The 17857-nt window shown below is 42.0% G+C and carries 16 protein-coding genes; 4 read left to right on the top strand and 12 right to left on the bottom strand.

Annotated elements, in window-relative coordinates:
• Window positions 1–24 precede the first annotated feature (24 nt).
• From N7974_RS20750 to leuB, 12 genes are all read right to left on the bottom strand, one after another.
• The gene (locus tag N7974_RS20750; RefSeq protein ID WP_394813056.1) at window positions 25–186 is read right to left on the bottom strand and encodes a DUF2442 domain-containing protein; all 162 of its coding nucleotides are present in this window, start codon (window positions 184–186) and stop codon (window positions 25–27) included.
• 81 nt (window positions 187–267) lie between these two features.
• Complete coding sequence (locus tag N7974_RS05765) at window positions 268–858, bottom strand: anthranilate synthase component II (RefSeq protein ID WP_262964694.1); 591 nt, start codon at window positions 856–858, stop codon at window positions 268–270.
• Entirely contained in the window at window positions 855–2342 is a 1488-nt protein-coding gene (gene trpE, locus N7974_RS05760; protein WP_262964693.1) for an anthranilate synthase component I, read from the bottom strand. Before trpE ends, N7974_RS05765 begins: the two co-directional genes overlap by 4 nt.
• 128 nt (window positions 2343–2470) lie before the next feature.
• A complete protein-coding gene (gene rpe / locus N7974_RS05755) occupies window positions 2471–3142 on the bottom strand; it encodes a ribulose-phosphate 3-epimerase (protein ID WP_262964692.1) in 672 nt (223 codons plus the stop codon).
• A gap of 193 nt (window positions 3143–3335) precedes the next feature.
• A complete protein-coding gene (locus N7974_RS05750) occupies window positions 3336–4940 on the bottom strand; it encodes an ATP-binding protein (protein ID WP_262964691.1) in 1605 nt (534 codons plus the stop codon).
• Window positions 4937–5605, bottom strand: coding sequence for a response regulator (locus N7974_RS05745; RefSeq protein WP_262964690.1), 669 nt, complete (start codon window positions 5603–5605; stop codon window positions 4937–4939). Before N7974_RS05745 ends, N7974_RS05750 begins: the two co-directional genes overlap by 4 nt.
• A 164-nt stretch (window positions 5606–5769) precedes the next feature.
• Window positions 5770–6192 carry a DUF2156 domain-containing protein gene (locus tag N7974_RS05740; RefSeq protein WP_262964689.1) on the bottom strand — a complete coding sequence of 141 codons (423 nt, stop codon included), beginning with the start codon at window positions 6190–6192 and terminating at the stop codon, window positions 5770–5772.
• 318 nt (window positions 6193–6510) lie between these two features.
• The gene (pepN, locus tag N7974_RS05735) at window positions 6511–9168 is read right to left on the bottom strand and encodes an aminopeptidase N (RefSeq protein WP_262964688.1); all 2658 of its coding nucleotides are present in this window, start codon (window positions 9166–9168) and stop codon (window positions 6511–6513) included.
• Window positions 9155–9559, bottom strand: a complete 405-nt coding sequence (locus N7974_RS05730; RefSeq protein ID WP_262964687.1) for a DUF423 domain-containing protein — start codon at window positions 9557–9559, stop codon at window positions 9155–9157. Before N7974_RS05730 ends, pepN begins: the two co-directional genes overlap by 14 nt.
• Before the next feature lies 1 nt (window position 9560).
• Window positions 9561–10082: a molybdenum cofactor biosynthesis protein B gene (moaB, locus tag N7974_RS05725; RefSeq protein ID WP_262964686.1), complete on the bottom strand. Its 522-nt coding sequence runs from the start codon at window positions 10080–10082 to the stop codon at window positions 9561–9563.
• Between the two features lie 92 nt (window positions 10083–10174).
• Window positions 10175–11539, bottom strand: a complete 1365-nt coding sequence (locus tag N7974_RS05720; protein WP_262964685.1) for a DegQ family serine endoprotease — start codon at window positions 11537–11539, stop codon at window positions 10175–10177.
• Between the two features lie 274 nt (window positions 11540–11813).
• On the bottom strand, window positions 11814–12926 hold the full coding sequence (gene leuB / locus N7974_RS05715) for a 3-isopropylmalate dehydrogenase (RefSeq protein ID WP_262964684.1): 1113 nt from the start codon (window positions 12924–12926) through the stop codon (window positions 11814–11816).
• 170 nt (window positions 12927–13096) lie between these two features.
• On the opposite strand from leuB, the gene eco reads away from it, so the two are divergent.
• From eco to N7974_RS05695, 4 genes are all read left to right on the top strand, one after another.
• Window positions 13097–13579, top strand: coding sequence for a serine protease inhibitor ecotin (gene eco / locus N7974_RS05710; protein WP_262964683.1), 483 nt, complete (start codon window positions 13097–13099; stop codon window positions 13577–13579).
• A gap of 65 nt (window positions 13580–13644) precedes the next feature.
• Window positions 13645–14130, top strand: coding sequence for a putative lipoprotein (locus N7974_RS05705; RefSeq protein WP_262964682.1), 486 nt, complete (start codon window positions 13645–13647; stop codon window positions 14128–14130).
• Between the two features lie 53 nt (window positions 14131–14183).
• On the top strand, window positions 14184–16160 hold the full coding sequence (locus N7974_RS05700; protein ID WP_262964681.1) for a hypothetical protein: 1977 nt from the start codon (window positions 14184–14186) through the stop codon (window positions 16158–16160).
• Window positions 16161–16244: 84 nt separating this feature from the next.
• Entirely contained in the window at window positions 16245–17531 is a 1287-nt protein-coding gene (locus tag N7974_RS05695) for a hypothetical protein (protein WP_262964680.1), read from the top strand.
• Window positions 17532–17857 lie beyond the last annotated feature (326 nt).

Genomic DNA, 17857 nt, shown 5'->3' with positions numbered 1-17857 from the left:
ATTTTCGACAAGTCGTTAATCCACCTATCTCGCTACCAAAGGAAATTTTTCAGGGTATTTAATCATTTCCACAGTCAAATCAACGTCAATCTTTGACCAATAAAAATGTCCGTGCGAAATTTCTTCAACCTCGATAATGGCATTCACAGACTGATTTTTAAACCAGGGGAAATCCTGGTACGGCATGAACAGCTTCTCTTCATACGTCAACAGGCATACACCATGGCTTGAGATATGAGTAATCACCTTCTTTAAATACCGTTGGACTCACCGCTCTAAAAAATTCCTTAACAAATCATGGCCATGTTCGGTCAAAATGGATTCCGGATGAAATTGTACGCCTTCGATATCCAAGGTTTTATGCCTGACGCCCATGATTTCATCCAAATTACCGGCGTCATCCTGAGTCCACGCCGTAATTTCCAGACAATCAGGTAACGTGGCCTGTTCAATAACCAGCGAATGATAACGGGTAGCGGTAAACGGATTAGACAAGCCTTTAAACACACCGAGATTGTGATGATGAATCAATGACGTTTTACCGTGCATAATATGTTTGGCATGGATAACATGGCCGCCAAAGGCATAACCGATACTTTGATGACCTAGGCAAACGCCAAGAACAGGATATTTTCCGGCAAATTTTAAAATGGCTTCAACAGAGATACCGGCTTCTTTAGGCGTACAAGGGCCGGGGGAAATAACGATTTTATCCGGAGCCAGCTTTTCTATATCCGCGATCGTCACTTGATCATTACGAGCCACTGTAACATCCGCGCCCAGCTCACCAAAATACTGTACCAAATTATAAGTAAATGAATCGTAATTATCGACCATGACCACTTTTACTGCGCTCATGCCTGTTCTCCTTCCAGACCGGCTTCGGCCATACTGACGGCACGAAATATAGCGCGGCCTTTATTCATTGTTTCATCCCATTCATTTCCGGGCACAGAATCGTAAACGATACCGGCACCCGCTTGTATATGTAACCGGTTGTCTTTAATCACTGCAGTTCTAATAGCGATAGCCGTATCCAGATTTCCGGACCAGGCGATATAACCGACAGCACCGGAGTAAACACCGCGCTTTACCGGTTCCAGTTGATCAATAATTTCCATGGCGCGTATTTTTGGCGCACCGCTTACCGTTCCCGCCGGAAACGTCGCTGCCAGCACATCAAAAGCATTTTTACCTTGCTGAAGTGTGCCGGTAACATTGGAAACAATGTGCATGACATGAGAATAGCGTTCGACAATCATTTTATCGGTTAATTGTACTGTGCCGATTTCAGCCACACGCCCGGCATCATTACGGCCTAAATCGATCAGCATTAAGTGTTCCGCCAGTTCTTTGGGGTCTGCCAATAATTCGTGTTCCAGAGCAATATCCTGTTCAGGCGTTTCGCCGCGCTTACGTGTTCCGGCAATCGGGCGTACGGTAACGATATTATCTTCCAGCCTGACCAGTATCTCCGGTGATGAACCGACAATATGAAAATCTTCCAGATTAAGATAAAACATGTAAGGCGATGGATTTAAGCAGCGTAAGGCACGGTATAAATTTAACGGTGAAGCACTATAAGGAATGGACAAACGTTGCGATAATACCACTTGCATAATATCACCATCGGCAATGTAGTCTTTGGCCTTCAATACTGCATCTTCAAAACCCTGCTGGGTAAAACCCGAAACAAAATCAGTTTCTTCAACCGTGCGGGGTTTGGCATGTTTCTCGGTTTTGGCTTGCATTTCACGTAGCTTGACGGCCAGTTCGGATACTCGCGCCACCGCACGCTGATAGGCATCGACTTCTTCCGGGTTGGCATGTGTCAATAACAACACCTTACCTGACAGATTATCAAATACCAGAATTTCTTCTGAAACCATCAGTAAAATGTCAGGACATCCCAGCGGGTCAGGTTTTTCTATTCCACGCAGACGCGGTTCAATATAGCGTATGGTTTCATAACCAAAATAACCCACCAGGCCACCATTAAAACGGGGTAAATCGGCAATATCAGGAACGTTATAACGTTTCTTAAACTGCTCAATCCAGACCAGCGGATTCTCGTGCGTGACGGCTTCCAACAAGTCGCCGTCTTTTTCTACCCGAATTTGATTACCGTTAATTTTAACGACCGTTTTACAGGGCAATCCTATGATGGAATAGCGTCCCCATTGTTCACCGCCATGAACCGATTCAAATAAATAGGAATACGCGCCATCAGCCAATTTTAGATAAGCACTTAAAGGCGTATCCAAATCAGCCAGGACTTCGCGGCTTACCGGAATCCGGTTGTAGCCTTGTTTAGCATAGTGATCAAATTGTTCTGGGGTCATGATGGTTTTGTTATTCTATGTGTCTTTAAAGTATCGTAGGTGGGTTAGCGATAGCGTAACCCAACACATCAAAGCGGCAAATGTTGGGTTACGCTATCGCTAACCCAACCTACAAAACTTACTACAAACTAAACCGCTAAAGCCAATTCCGCACGCATTTCGTCAATAACTTTTTTGTAATCGGGCTGGCTGAAAATCGCTGAACCGGCAACAAAAGTATCAGCACCCGCTGCTTTAATAGCGCGGATATTGTCGACTTTTACACCACCGTCAATTTCCAGACGAATATCCAAACCGCTGTCGTCAATTCTTTTTCTGACCAGCTTTAATTTATCCAGCGCTGAGGGGATAAATGATTGACCGCCAAAACCTGGATTAACCGACATCAATAAAATCATATCGAGCTTGTCCATGACATAATCCAGATAATGCAATGATGTACCCGGGTTAAATACCAGTCCGGCTTTGCAGCCACAATCTTTAATCAATTGCAGGGTGCGGTCGATATGCACAGAGGCTTCAGGATGGAAGGTAATGATACTCGCACCGGCTTTGGCAAAATCAGGAATCAAACGGTCAACAGGTTCAACCATTAAATGCACATCAATCGGTGCCGTTACACCATGTTTTCTTAAGGCTTCACAAACCAAAGGCCCGATGGTCAGATTGGGCACGAAATGATTATCCATCACATCAAAATGCACAACATCAGCGCCATCCGCTAAAACTCTATCCACGTCCTCACCTAATTTGGCGAAATTGGCTGAAAGGATGGAAGGAGCAATCCAGTTTTCGTTCATATTATGTTCCTCTGTGTAAAATTGATTATTATAGCTTTTTTTTACCCGTTGATCTTTGTTATAAAACAACGGCGGTTGCCATCATACAGGAAATACAATTGAAGTATTTTGCTGATCTGATCTTTTTGTCGTGCCTTTCCTGATTTTCGTAGACTAAAGCTTTTAAGACTGGCCGATATCTATCGCTGAAGTCTCAGCTACTTTTTTTGAGATGAAAAAAACTCAATTTCTTTTGCCATGACTTATCAACCGGCCTGACCGGTAACGGAAATAATACCGTCACTTTTAGCCCGCCAAATTGAGACACACCTAAAATTAGATCGGCATTATGAATAGCGGCAATTCGTTGCACCATGGAAAAGCCCAGACCGGTGCCTTTTGCCGTATTGGCCGTATCGACACAGCGATGAAAACGCTTTAAAGACTTTTCGTATTGATCAGGCGCTATTCCCGGCCCGGAATCTTCAACACATATTTGTAAATATTTTTCCTGGCCAGTTACGGTTATTAATACATTACCTTTGGCAGGCGTATATTTGATGGCATTATCAATAATATTTCGAATCAAAATAGAGACTAATGGCCCGTTAACAACAACCGGAACCACATTTTCCTCCATAAGCTCCATAACAATCTGTTTTTTATGTGCATCAGGTTCCAACTCGGCGATTACATGAATAACCTCACGACTCACCATCGTATTTTGTTTGATTAAAAATTCCTCACCAGACTCAATACGCGAGAACGTCAACAATTGCTGAACCATATAGGTCATTCTGTTAACGGCCTGTTTAATACGTAAAAGCGCCTGTTTACGCACCTCTTCATCGGTCGTTCTTAGGGCAACATGTGCTTGTGTCAATAATCCTGCTAACGGTGTTCTTAATTCATGAGAGGCATCAGCGGTAAATCGGCGTTCATGCTCAAAAGCCTGTTCCAACTGCACAAAAAGATTATTGATTTCATTAACTACCGGTACAATTTCATTGGGTAGCCTTTTGATGGATAGCGGTTTAAGATAGCTGGCTTCACGCTTGGCAAGTGCTTTTTCCAATCGGTTAATGGGCTTTAAAGACAGACCGACAATAAACCAGATAACCAAACCTAAAAAAGGCAAACCAATAAGAAACTGGGTAACCAATTGGGATGATATTTCATCCGTTAATTCGGCACGAATCTCTTCTTTCTGACCAACATGGATGATATATTCGCCGGTTGACGTAGTAATACTGAAAACATGCCACACATTATCATCAATAGTGGCTTCACTAAAACCATGATCTGATGAAGAAAAAGCAAACAATGGCGCACTATCGGAACGCAATACCAAGCCCTCTTTTTTGGACCAGAGTTGAAAAGCAATTTTTCTTTCATATTTATGGCCTAACGCATTCGCTTGTAACAGCTCATCAAATATCGGCCATAACTGATCATTAATATTGGTTTGATTAAAACCATGAACCGAAAATGCCGGCTCGTTTTCCGAGCGCAGCAATAAACCATCATCCTCAGACCACAATTGAAAGGCGCTCTTGCTTTTAAACTTACGCTTTAACGCATAGGTATGTAAAATCTCGTCAGCCTGTTCCTTGCTCCAGTGCCCTGAGAACGAGCCTTCACGAAGCAGGCTTTCAACAAAGGCATTAAGTACTTTTGCCGATTGTGCCAATTCCGCATCAAACAGGTTGGCAACTTCATTACGCGTTACTTTATAACTGACATAGGCGGCAATCCCCCAAATCAGCATGGATGCTGATAGCAGGCTTACCAACAATAATTGCCGAAGGGAATAATTCATGACTCGTCGTCATTATCAATAATATAACCAACACCGCGAACGGTACGGATCAGCGCAGGATCGAGTTTTTTTCTAAGATAATGTATATGAACTTCAACGGTATTGCTTTCTACGTCAGAATCCCATGAATAAAGGCTTTCTTCAAGCCGGGAACGGGAAACGACCTTGCCGATGTTACTCATCAGAAAGCTCAATATCTCAAATTCTTTTTGTGACAGCTCTATCTTTTCGTTGTTAAAGGTAACTTGATGAGAAGCAGGATCCAGTACGATACCTTTATACTCAATAGTTGGGGCACTTCTGCCCTCACTGCGCCGAGCCAATGCTCTCAACCTTGCACAAACCTCATCAAGCTCAAACGGCTTAATAACAAAATCATCAGCACCACTATCCAAACCCAATACCCGATCAGAAACGGTATCTTTAGCCGTCAGCACCATCACCGGCGTTTCATCCTTACGATTTCTTAACGCCGTTAAAATAGCCATACCACCCATGTCCGGCAAATTTAGATCCAAGACGATTAACTCATAAGTGTTGAGTTTTAAAGCCTCGTCGGCAAGCTTGCCATTAGTTAGCCAATCAACGGCATAACCTTCCATTTTTAAGCCGGCAACCAAACCATCGCCCAGTATTTCATCATCTTCAACCAGTAAAAGTCGCACTCACCCTCCAAAAATAATTCTTCATTGACAAAACAGGTTTAACTAATTCATAAACAGCCAATCGGGGATTGTTATTATGTCATAACTGATAAATCAAAAATCTATAAAATCAGATCGGCTTACAACACAGGTTAAAAATGTAAGATTTATTTTATAGCGAATTTTTAAACGTGGACATTCAAGGCTTTAAAGAGCGCCTTGATACTTGAAAATGACAAGTTTTTTTCAGGGAATAATAAACAGGAGGAACAATTTACCGGCTCGAATTTTTTCCAGAAGGTTGCATGGCCATTGAGATGAAAAAAATTCTTGGCAAACCTGTAAATCCAGCGTGTCATTGTTTCTGAAAACCGGCCAAGTCCGCTTATTTTTCCCAACTGCTCTCCTGGAACAGGACCTATGGTAACTGACTTACAATTTTCTTTTGCCAAAGCTTGTAGCGTAGCAATGACTAATAATTCTGAAATGCCATGGGGGGCGTCTTTGGTTATCATGACGTTATTTAAAAGCCAGCTATTATGCGCTTGCAGTTCGTTGAGTATCAAAATTCCCACTATTTTTCGCCTTGTTTGGCATAGAACCAACATCACCCCATTTGCGAACAATATTTACCAAAGCTTTGCGTTCAAGACATTCTTTTTCATCAATAGTCTTTCAGAAATTAAATTTCTATTCACGTCGCTGTAAACTATTACGGATACCATCCCTTCAAGGGATGTTATCCGTTAGCATCGAAATTATTTATCTGAAAATCTATATTACCGAGCTTTCCAAAAGGTTTTTTCCACTCACCTTAATCTCTCCGTCATATTTTCTATAGATTTTCAGAAATTAAATTTCCAATACACGTCGCTGTATGCATAGAAATTATTTATCCGAGAATCTATAGCGGACTTTACTATCGTTTAGGCGAGACTTTTACTGACTACTTCATAAACGTCTTTGGAAACATCCTCGGTGGTCATTATTCTTTCCAGTTGCGCTTTTATTAGCGCTTGTCTACCTTGGTCATACCTGCGCCATGTTGTTAATGCGCTTAACATACGTGAGGCAACCTGTGGGTTTAAAGTGTTGAGAGCAATAATCTGGTCAGCCAGAAATTGATAACCTTGTCCATTGGCGGCATGAAAATGTAATGGGTTGGCCTGACTAAATGCGCCAATCAAGGATCTCACCCGATTTGGATTTTTTAAATCAAACGCAGGATGCTGCATTAAGGCCTGAACGGTAGTAAAGGTGTCCGGATTATGGCTGGATGCCTGTAGTGCGAACCATTTATCAATAACCAACGCTTCTGTTTGCCATTGTTGATAAAAATTACTCAGGCACTGTTGTCTGGCTGGATGCGAACTATTGACAATCACTGCTAATGCTGCCATTTGATCGGTCATATTTTTGGCGGCATCAAATTGTTGCTGTGACCATTGCTGTATTTGTGCTTGTTCAAGTCTGCCTAAATAAGCCAAACAAATGTTTTTAATACGTCTGCGACCAATAGCGCCGGAGTCAAATACGCCTGATTCCTCCCGATGATTATCTTGGTACAGAGTTTTAAACTGCTCTTGTAGCTGTTCAGCCAGCGCCAATAGGACAAACTCGCGGGCAGTATGAATGGCTTCAACATCGACTACTTGCATTTGCTCTGCCAGATAAGTTTCTGACGGTAAGCTTAATAATAATGAAAAATACGACAAGTCATCCCACGATTGTTCGATGACTTGTTTAAAGGCCGTGATAATAATCGGATTTACTTGCAGAGGTCTGTTATTTTGTATATCAGCAATCAGTCCGGCGATAATCTGTCCAGCAAGTTGTTGTCCTGCTTCCCAGCGATTAAAGGTATCGCTGTCATGACTTAATAAAAAGGCCAATTCTTCAAGACGGCGTTCCATGATCAGTTTAACGGGCGCGGAAAAACCTCTTAAAATAGACAGTACCGGCTGCTCTTTCAGGTCTTCAAAGATAAAGGTTTGCTCGGCTTGGGTCAGTTGCAAAATGACTTCATCACGCTCGTTGCCACGCTCAAGATCTTGTAACTTACACGGTGCAATCGAGCCGTCTTTGTTGATTAAGCCGACTGTTACCGGCATATGCATCGGTTCTTTAACGGCTTGTCCTGGTGTTGGCGGACACTGTTGAGTGATGGTTAAGGTCAGCGTTTGTGCCTCTGCATCATAAGCTTGCTGAACAGTTAATACCGGTGTGCCTGCCTGCGCATACCATAGCCGGAATTGGGTTAAATCAATGGCATTGGCCGCTTCCATCGCGTTAACAAAATCATCGCAGGTAACTGCCTGACCATCATGGCGTTCAAAATATAAATCACTACCTTTGCGAAAACCTTCGGCACCGACTAGCGTGTGTATCATACGCACGACTTCAGCGCCTTTTTCATAGACCGTTAAGGTATAAAAATTGTTGATTTCTATGTAGGCATGGGGGCGGATCGGATGTGCCAGGGGACCTGCATCTTCGGCAAATTGGCGGGTACGTAGATTGTTGACATCTTCAATGCGTTTTACCGCTTTGGAGGTACGGTCGCCGGTAAATTCCTGATCGCGAAATACGGTAAAGCCTTCTTTCAGGCTAAGCTGAAACCAGTCACGACAAGTAATGCGATTGCCAGTCCAGTTATGGAAATATTCATGGCCGATAACACCTTCAATATGCTCATAATCAGAGTCAGTTGCGGTATCAGGTCGGGCCAGCACAAATTTGGTGTTGAAAACGTTAAGGCCTTTGTTTTCCATCGCTCCCATATTGAAATGACCGACGGCAACAATCATGTATAAATCCAGATCATATTCACGGCCATAAACTTGCTCATCCCAGTGCATGGCATTTTTAAGCGATTGCATGGCATGTGCGCATTTATCGAGATCCTGTTTTTCAACAAAAATCTGTAAACTGATCGTGCGACCGGACTGTGTTATAAAGCTGTCTTCAATACAGTCCAGCTGCCCTGCAACCAGCGCAAACAAATAACAAGGCTTGTTAAACGGATCTTCCCACGTTACCCAATGGCGATTATCCGGTAATTCACCTTGGGCAATTTTGTTGCCGTTAGAAAGTAAAACCGGATAGCGGTCTTTGTCGCCGATCAGCGTCGTAGTAAATTGCGGCATCACGTCAGGTCTGTCGAGAAAATAAGTGATTTTTCTAAAGCCTTCCGCTTCGCACTGGGTGCATAACATACTATTGGAAAGGTATAAGCCTTCCAGGGCTGTATTGGCTTTTGGATTAATGATATTTTCTATAGTCAGCACAAAATTTCGGTGCTGCGGTACTTCATGAATAATTAATGAATCCGGCGTTTGCAGGTAGTGTTGGTCAGTTAATTCATTGTCGTCATTTAGAATGACACTGATTAAGGTCAGATTTTCACCCGCCAAAACCAGTGCCGTGTCACCTGATTTACTGGCAGGATTACGGCTTAAAGTAAGTCGTGAGATAACCTTGGTGTTTTCTTCTGCCAGGGTAAAATTTAAATCGACACTATGAATTAAATAGTCGGGTACCGTGTAGTCATTTAAATAAATGGTTTGGGGATTAGCGTCGCGCATGTGTATACCTGCTGTGATGTGGTTTTTTTGCTGCAAAAATAGCGATTAATAGCCAGGCAATTATAAAATTGACGCCGCCTATCGGCGTAATCATGCCTAACCATTTTAGATCAAGTAAAGCCAGTAAATATAAGCTACCGGAAAAAATGAGTATACCAATAAACATTAGCCAGCCGGCCCAAAGCAGTAATCTGGATTCAGGAATTTGCTGGCGCATGAGTGCAATAGCGATCAGGCCCAGTGCGTGCCACATTTGATAGGTAACACCAGTTTGATAGACAGTTAACAATTCGGGACTTAAGACGGCTTTTAAACCATGAGCACCAAAAGCACCCATGCCAACGCCGATCAGTGCGCTTAGCGCACCAAGAAATAAAAAACAGGATTGCATGTTATTTTTCCAGTAGTCTGGGCATGAGCTGAACCAGATTGCAAGGTCGGGTGCGATAATCCAGTTGTTCTTTAATCAACGCATCCCAAGCGGTGCGACAGGCACCCGATGAGCCGGGCAGACAAAACAGATAGGTTGCATTAGCAACTCCGGCAAGCGCTCTGGACTGGATGGTTGACGTTTTAATATCCTGGTAGGACAACATTCTGAAAGTTTCACCAAAACCATCAAGGATTTTATCCAGTAAAGGTGCCACGGCCTCTGGCGTTCCGTCCCGGCCGGTTACGCCGGTTCCACCGGTACTTATCACCACATTAATGTTATCGGCGGCAATCCAGTTTGAAACAGCAGCCCTGATCTGATAAATATTATCAGCCACTATTTTCTTTTCCATCACATGGTGTCCGGCTTCTGTAGCGCGTTCCACCAAGGTTTTACCCGAGGTATCGTCGGCATTGGTACGCGTGTCGGAAACGACTAATATGGCAATATTTAAGGGGATGAAGTTTTTATCTGTATTCATATTTTATTATAGGGAGACCAAAGGCAAAGGACAAAAAGGCAAAGTCAAAACAAGTTCTTTCGCCTTGTACCTTTAGCCTTGCGCCTGTTCTATTATCTTAACACAACAAAGAAGCCTTCCTGTCCGCGCTGGATATTAATTAACAGCGGAGCAACGGGATCAACCACTTTCTTTAATTCCTCAAGATTATGAACGCGATAGCGATTTGCGGAGACGATAACGTCACCGGGACGTAAGCCCAAACGCCAGGTATAAGAGGAAGTTTGGATCTTTTCAAATAAAATCCCTTCAATCTGATCTTTTTGCGTTACTCCCAAAACAGTACCTTTTAATAAGGGATGCAACTTTTCTCCGGCTAATCGAGGTTGCTCCTGTTTACCAATCGTTGCAACCACTGATTTTTTTTCGTTGCCGCGGAAATATTCTATATCAACCTTGTCGCCAATTTGTAACAAGCCAACGATATTACGAATATCCTGGCTATTTTTAACCGGTTTACCATTGGCGAAGACAATAATATCACCCGGCTCCAATCCTGCTTTTGCGGCTGGTGAATCACTTTCAATCCGACTGACAGCAGCGCCATGCTTATTTTCCAGATTAAAGGCATTAACCAGGTCAGGGGTTAAATCCTGGGTAGTGACGCCCAACAAACCACGTTTCACTTCGCCATGTTTAACCAGCAAGTCTTTAATAGGCATAATCATGTTGGTAGGAATGGCAAAACCTATACCGACATTACCGCCAGTGGGTGCGAGAATTGCAGTATTCATGCCAATTAATTGGCCGCGAAGATTAACCAGTGCGCCACCGGAATTACCCGGATTAATAGATGCATCGGTTTGGATAAAATCTTCATAGCCTTCTATGCCAAGACCGGAACGACCTAAAGCACTGACTATACCCGAAGTTACGGTCTGCCCCAAACCAAACGGATTACCAATAGCAACCACGAAATCCCCGACTTTTAATTGACTTGAATCCGCAATAGGCAGTTGGGTTAAATTGTTGGCGGGAATCTGAATAATAGCTATATCCGCTTCAGGATCAGTGCCAATCAATTTGGCAGTCAGTTGACGACCATCATGTAAAGTTACCCGAATTTTATCCGCTTTATCAATGACGTGATTATTCGTCAGAACCAAGCCTTGATTACTATCTATAATGACTCCTGAGCCCAGACTATTATTTTGTCGCTGCCGTGACTGATTAGGTACATTAAAAAATTGACGAAAAAAAGGATCCTGCATCAACGGATTTTCACTAACCTGAATATTGGTTGAGGTAGAAATGTTGACTACAGCCGGTGTCGCATGCTCAAGCATGGGTGCTAAAGAGGGTAATGGTTGCCCGTCAATATAAGGTGGCATACCCGCCGCTTGAGCTATCAAGGGGATAGACAGGCAAACGGATAAAATCGATATCAATAACAACTGTTTTATTAATGGTGCATTCATCAGAATTCCCCGGAGTTTTTTAACATGAATAGCAGATAATATAGGTCTGGAAATGTTTAATACAAGAGCAACTCGTTAATTAAAAGGCCGTCGTTGAGCGTTATAAAACTTAAAAGCATCTGAATAAAAAAGGGCGAAGGTTAACCCTTTGCCCTTAATTATTAAATGTCTTTTACCATAAAGCCTGCTCTGAGCAGTGTCGAAGGAACACGATATTTTCTTTCTTCATGTCCTTCGTGTCTTCGTAGTAAATAAAAAACTATTAATAGCCTGATTAGCCGGACACTTTAGGCATGGCTCTTAGTTTTTCAACAACCTTGTCACCAAATTCAACGGTGTTAATCATGATAACACCACTGCCGGGCTTGGATAAATCGGCTGTGGAGTAGCCATCACTAAAGACTCCCTGCATTGCCGCCCAAACATTTTTTGCCTCTTCGGCCATATCAAAACTGTTTTCCAGCATCATGGCAACCGAGCCTATCATGGAGTAAGGATTGGCTATATTTTTACCGGCAATATCGGGCGCAGAGCCATGAGATGGTTCATAGTAGGCTTTGCTGTCGCCCAGGCAAGCAGAAGGCATTAATCCCAGAGAACCCAGAATGCCGCCAGCCTGATCACTGAGAATATCACCAAACATGTTTTCCATGACCATAACATCAAATTGGGTCGGCTTTAGGCAAAGGTTAGTAGCGGCTGAATCAACCAATTGATGGATCACTTGAACATCGGGGTATTCTACAGCGACTTCATCCAGTATCTCATTCCAGAGTACGCTGGATTTAAGCACATTACTTTTGTGAATATTGTGCAGCAATTTTTTACGCTTATTGGCTAATTTGAAGGCTTGGTGCAAAATCTGCCTGATCTGTAATTCATCATATTCCAACGTTTCTTTAACATAGCGCAAACCTTGCTCGTTAATACCCGTTTCTTTATTGCCAAAATAGAGGCCACCGACTAATTCGCGCACTATAATAATGTCGATGCCTTCACCAATAATTTCAGGTTTTAGTGGTGAAAAATGCGCCAAGGCTTTTGGCAAACAAACCGGTCTGAAGTTTGCGTAGGTATTGTAACGGCGACGTAGAGGCAGTAACGCGCCGCGCTCCGGCTGTTTATCAATGGGGATTTTTTTGGATTCTTCATGACTCAAGCCTATCGTGCCTTTAAGAATGGCATCAGCCTGATCGCAAATATCGATGGTTGACTGTGGAAAAGCATCGCCAAATTCAAAGTAGGCACAGGCACCGAAAGCTGCCGGCATCAGTTCAAAAGTGACAGCATTACGTTCCTCAATGACTTTGAGTACTTTGATGGCTTCTTTGGTAATTTCCGGGCCGATACCGTCACCGGCTAACACTGCAATTTTATAATTTTTCATGTGTACTTAATTAAGGCCTGTTTGAGATTGATGAACTGGGATTTTGTAAAATAAGCCATTTTACTTTATTTTTTTGGTTTGAGTTGCAGGAAAACAGAAGTTGCAAGCAATAGCTGACGTATGAAGAATATCTCCAACAGTCGAAACCATAACCATTAAAAGAGGTTTATATGATGAAATGTTATGCCAAGATTTTTGTTATCAGCAGTGTTTTTCTATTCAGTACTTCTATTTTTGCGGATTCTTATGGAATGAAACCTTATCCTCCAGCGGAGAAAGGCTATAAAAGAATGGTTATTCATCTACCCGTTTTGACTAATGAAGATAACCATAAACTGGAAATAATAATTGGCAAAACGATACAAGTGGACTGTAATCATCACTGGTTTGGTGGGCAGTTGATTGAAGAAGTTGCAAAAGGCTGGGGATTCCCTTACTTTATTCTTAAAAAAGTAGAAGGGACTGCGTCAACACTGATGGCCTGTCCTCCTGACAAGAAAGCACAAAAAGCCTTTGTATCGGTGCGTGGAGATGGCAATTTACTGCGTTACAATAGCAAGTTGCCAGTTGTCGTGTATGTGCCGGTTGATTTTGAGGTTCATTATCGAACCTGGATTGCCAGCAAACAATCTGGTGTGGCAAAGGTAGAATAGGGCTTGGGCAGCTTATTTACTTTTGAGCATTACCGTTTAGCCCTTTAGAGTTTACAGGAAAAATTATGCGTTTATATCCAGGTTATTTAAAACAAGCACTGCTTTATTCGGCGCTCTTTGGGCTTGCTATGACTATCAATGGCTGCTCTTTTTCAGAAAGCTCATCAAGTGGTTCAGGCAGTTCAGAGAGTAGTTCGGATAGCTCGGGAAGTATTTCAGACTCGACTAGTTCGATTGTCAGTAGCCCTTCTTCAGTTTCAGGTAAAAGCAAAAAATATCAAAATGAAGTGGCTGATTATACGATGGCTTATGTTAAATCGTCTCAACCCAATGCCGATTATAATTCGTTCCTCAAGGGCTTGAGTGATATTGCCGCAAAACGCGGTATTACTAATTGGGATCAAGATTCATCAACTTATAAGGGTATCGGAAAAGGCTTGAAGAAAGCAGATGTGGAAGGTATCGCTTATGAAACGTATAAACAAAATTTTGCCGGTAATAATGCCCAAAAAATGCAACAAATTGATGATGGTTATGACGCTGAAAAATAGTCTCTTTTGTTATTGATTTATCTGCTATTTTTAAAAGGCTTCAAGGGTTTATCGTGTTGAATAGACACGTTAACTGGAAGCCTTTTTTCATCAGTATCTTCCTTATAGCGTTATTCCCGGTAACTGCTTTGGCAGCATCCTTTGAATATCTTTATCTGGAAGCGAGCGAGGGTAATTCAAGTGGCGGGCACAGTGCCATCCAATTTGACGATGAAATATATCATTTTCAGCATCATGACTCAGGCCTGATTCGTCTGCTAAAACAAGATAAACAGGAGTTTCATTTTCTGTATCGTTTTTTGCAGAACCGGCGTATTCATGTAAGCCAAATAGAGGTATCTGAAGAATCTTTTAATCAACTCGGAGACTATTTTAAATTGCAGCTTCTGGCGCAGAATCGGCAGTTTAAACAACTGGATGATTTACATAAAGACCGTATTCTTTTACGTCGATTGCTTTATAAACTAACTACCAATGAAGCCTTTTTGGATGCCGATTTTTCGTCTGTTTTACGACTTGATGCCGCAGGGCTTTTTTATAATGATCAGCAATTGGCTGGCCAAAAAAAAGACGAGCACATAAGGGACATCAATGGTGTGCGATCGCAATCGTCACAGCTGATTAAAATGTTGCGCAAGAAAATCGAACAACATTATGGCCAAGATTATCTTAAAAATCGTCGTGATCAAATCACTACCGGTATTAAAGTATTAGCGCCTGATCATTGGCCCACAGCACCAGCAATTTTGTCGAAAGATAACTTTCCTCCGGCAATGTCTTCATTTTCAGAGAGTTATGCCGATTATTTAACGGGATTAGCCGCTATAAAAGTCCTTATAGAAGAGCAATCGTTACAGCCTGACGCATTTTTTATAACACCTGAGTCAGTGACGCCGGAAGAAAAAAAAGTATTGGAGAATTTACGCGATCAACTGGCTTTAAGTTTGTTAACGTCGGTTGACTCGGGGCGGCCTGATTGGGGCTATGCGGTCTTAGTTAATTTGGCCCGGTTTATTGCTGTGGACCAATCATTACAGTCAGGGTTATGGGTTTTTATTGATGATTTTGCTGGGGACCCTGCATGGCTTGATGCTGATCAATTTTCACAGCATGCAGAACAAATGCACATTCAAATTAATGATGCGCAGGACAATTTGACGCAGACACGAAAAACAATGTTAACCAGTGGCGGCATTACTGAAAGCGCTTACAGCATGCTTGAAATGTCAGCTAACCGTTATTTTGAATTACTTAAAGGTAAACAGCAAAAACCGGTTCGTTACCTGGGAGAAAAAGCGTTGCCAACTAAAAACGTTGGCTTACCGGATTGGTTGGTACCCGGATTAACGCAGCAACAATTAATAACGGCATTAACCGAACTGGATAAGTATGAGAGTCAATTACTCCAGGAGTTGGCTGACCATTATCGATATGATCTGATTACCCGTAATTGTGTAACGCAATTGTTTGGAACGATTGATCTGGCTTTATTGGAACAAAAAAAAATGGACGTTGATCAAGCAAAAAAAGTCGAATGGTTAAGCCATGAATCCACCAAACAACTGGGCGGCGATGTTTCTGCATTTTATAATTTTATTCCTTTTATGTCGTTTAAGTCGGTACAAGAACACTATAGGGTAACGAACAGTAAGGTATTTAGCTCTTATCGTGATCAACAATTAGCAACGCTTTATACCCAAAATACGGGGTTAATGGTTGCCCTGCGTGAATCCAATATTTTTAGCAGTACGTTGTATATTTATAATCCTGACGATGCTTTTTTTGTTTTTTTTACCGATGATAACGTGGCATTAAGACCTGTTTTTGGACTATTCAATACAGTTGCCGGAATTGGTCAAAGTCTGTTTGGTTTCTTAAGTTGGCCATTTGATTCAGGACAGAATCTTAAATCAGGCGCGACGGGGGTTTTAATGAGCTTGCCTGAATTATTATTTTTCAATATGCGTAAAGGCAGTTATCAGTATTTATCTTACAACCAGTTTGTGCATGATGAAAAGTGGGGAGATTAATTTTAATAACTCAAATAACAAGTTAAAAAGCCAACAGAATATCACCACAAAGACACGAAGTTTTATAAAAAATTAGAAATTATTATGATTAAAAAAATGACCTTATTACCGATAAAAAAAAGCTTGTTACTGATATCACTGTCTGTTTTCTTATCCGGCTGTGCCAGTTTTGGGAAAGGTGTGGCTGAAGCTTTTCTGGAAAAGTCTGATGCCGAAGATACACGAGCTTGCCAGATACGTGGAAAATCCTTCGAAGGTATTGCGCCGGGACTGGAAAAATCACAGGGTAAAACGAAAGTCTTGATGGTTCATGGCGTGGGTGATCGTTTGCCGGGTTACTCCACAGAGTTTTTGGAGAAATTAGCCAATGAGCTGCACTTAACCGCCAAATCGAGCAGTTATAAAGACATAAAGTTAATGTCCTTTAGTGATCCTGAAGAGAAATTGGGTGATTTGCGCATTTCCCGATTACAAGATGAAAATGGTAATAAGGAGCTATGGTTTTATGAATTAACCTGGTCAGAAATTACCCGAGAGCAAAAAGCGTTGTTGGCATTTGATAACTCGGGAGAATATTCGTTTAAGCGGGCAGAAGTTAATGATATGTTAAAAAAATTCAGTAATGATACCGGCCCCGATCCTATTATTTATCTCGGTAAAAGCAGAGATCTTATATTAAGGTCATTTGCGCAAGCTTTTTGCTGGATGGGTAAAGATAGTTGGGATCAAATCCCCAAGGATGGCAGGCAGGGTTGTGATTTTACTAATGTCCCCGGCGCCAGCTTTAATCAGGATGAATTTGTTTTTATATCCCATAGCTTGGGAAGTCGTATAGCCATTGACGGTATTACCCGTATGGTCTCCTTGCTGGAGAGTCCGGAAAAAAAATCGACTATACGGACTATAAATAAAGTAAAGCGGGAGGCTTTACAAAAAAAGCATGTGCAGATTTTTATGATGTCCAATCAGCTCCCGATGTTGCAATTGGGCAGAGAACTCCCTGAGGTAAGTGCACAAAAAGCTGATTATTGTCAGGTGACCGGTTCAAAGTACACGTCGCGCATGTTCAATGAAACATCAATTATTGCTTTTAGCGATCCCAACGATTTATTAAGTTACGCCATACCGCAAGATTTTAGCGAAAAGTATCTCGATTCCAGACTGTGTATTAATGTGACCAATGTCAATATCAATGTAGCCAAGGTATTTGATGCCTTTGGCATGGGTAAAATGGCCAATCCTATTGAAGCCCATGTAGGTTACTCTAAAGACGACAGGGTTGTGGCTTTGATTGCAAGAGGCATTGGCGGTGGTCATACGGCACCACTGGTAAAAGAAAAGTGCCAATGGACAGAAATCAACGACCAGTAACTGATATCAGGGTAAGGAAATGCACAAAATAAAATAAGCATTAGTCACTCGGTGTTCAAGTTTTTAATTTTTGATTTTAGAGAAGCCCATTGAATCAAGCCTTACAGCCATGATTGAGATCATGTGGCGCTTGAGTCTATTGATGAAAATACCTTGATTTATCTGGGTTCGTCCCAGTCAAGCTAAAAAAACTTGAACATCGAGTAGACAGCTTATTTCCTGCCCTTCTTTGGCAAGGAAGGGCAGGAGGATTTTAAAATTAAAGATGCTCAACTGTATTGTGCTTGTTCCTTGGTTATCCAACTTTGCTCAGGAGAACTTTTTTG

The organism is Methylobacter psychrophilus, assembly GCF_025583945.1.
Classification (GTDB): Bacteria; Pseudomonadota; Gammaproteobacteria; order Methylococcales; family Methylomonadaceae; genus Methylobacter_C; species Methylobacter_C psychrophilus.
Note: the sequence above shows the minus strand (reverse complement) of the source record. Positions and strands in the feature narration are given on the sequence as shown.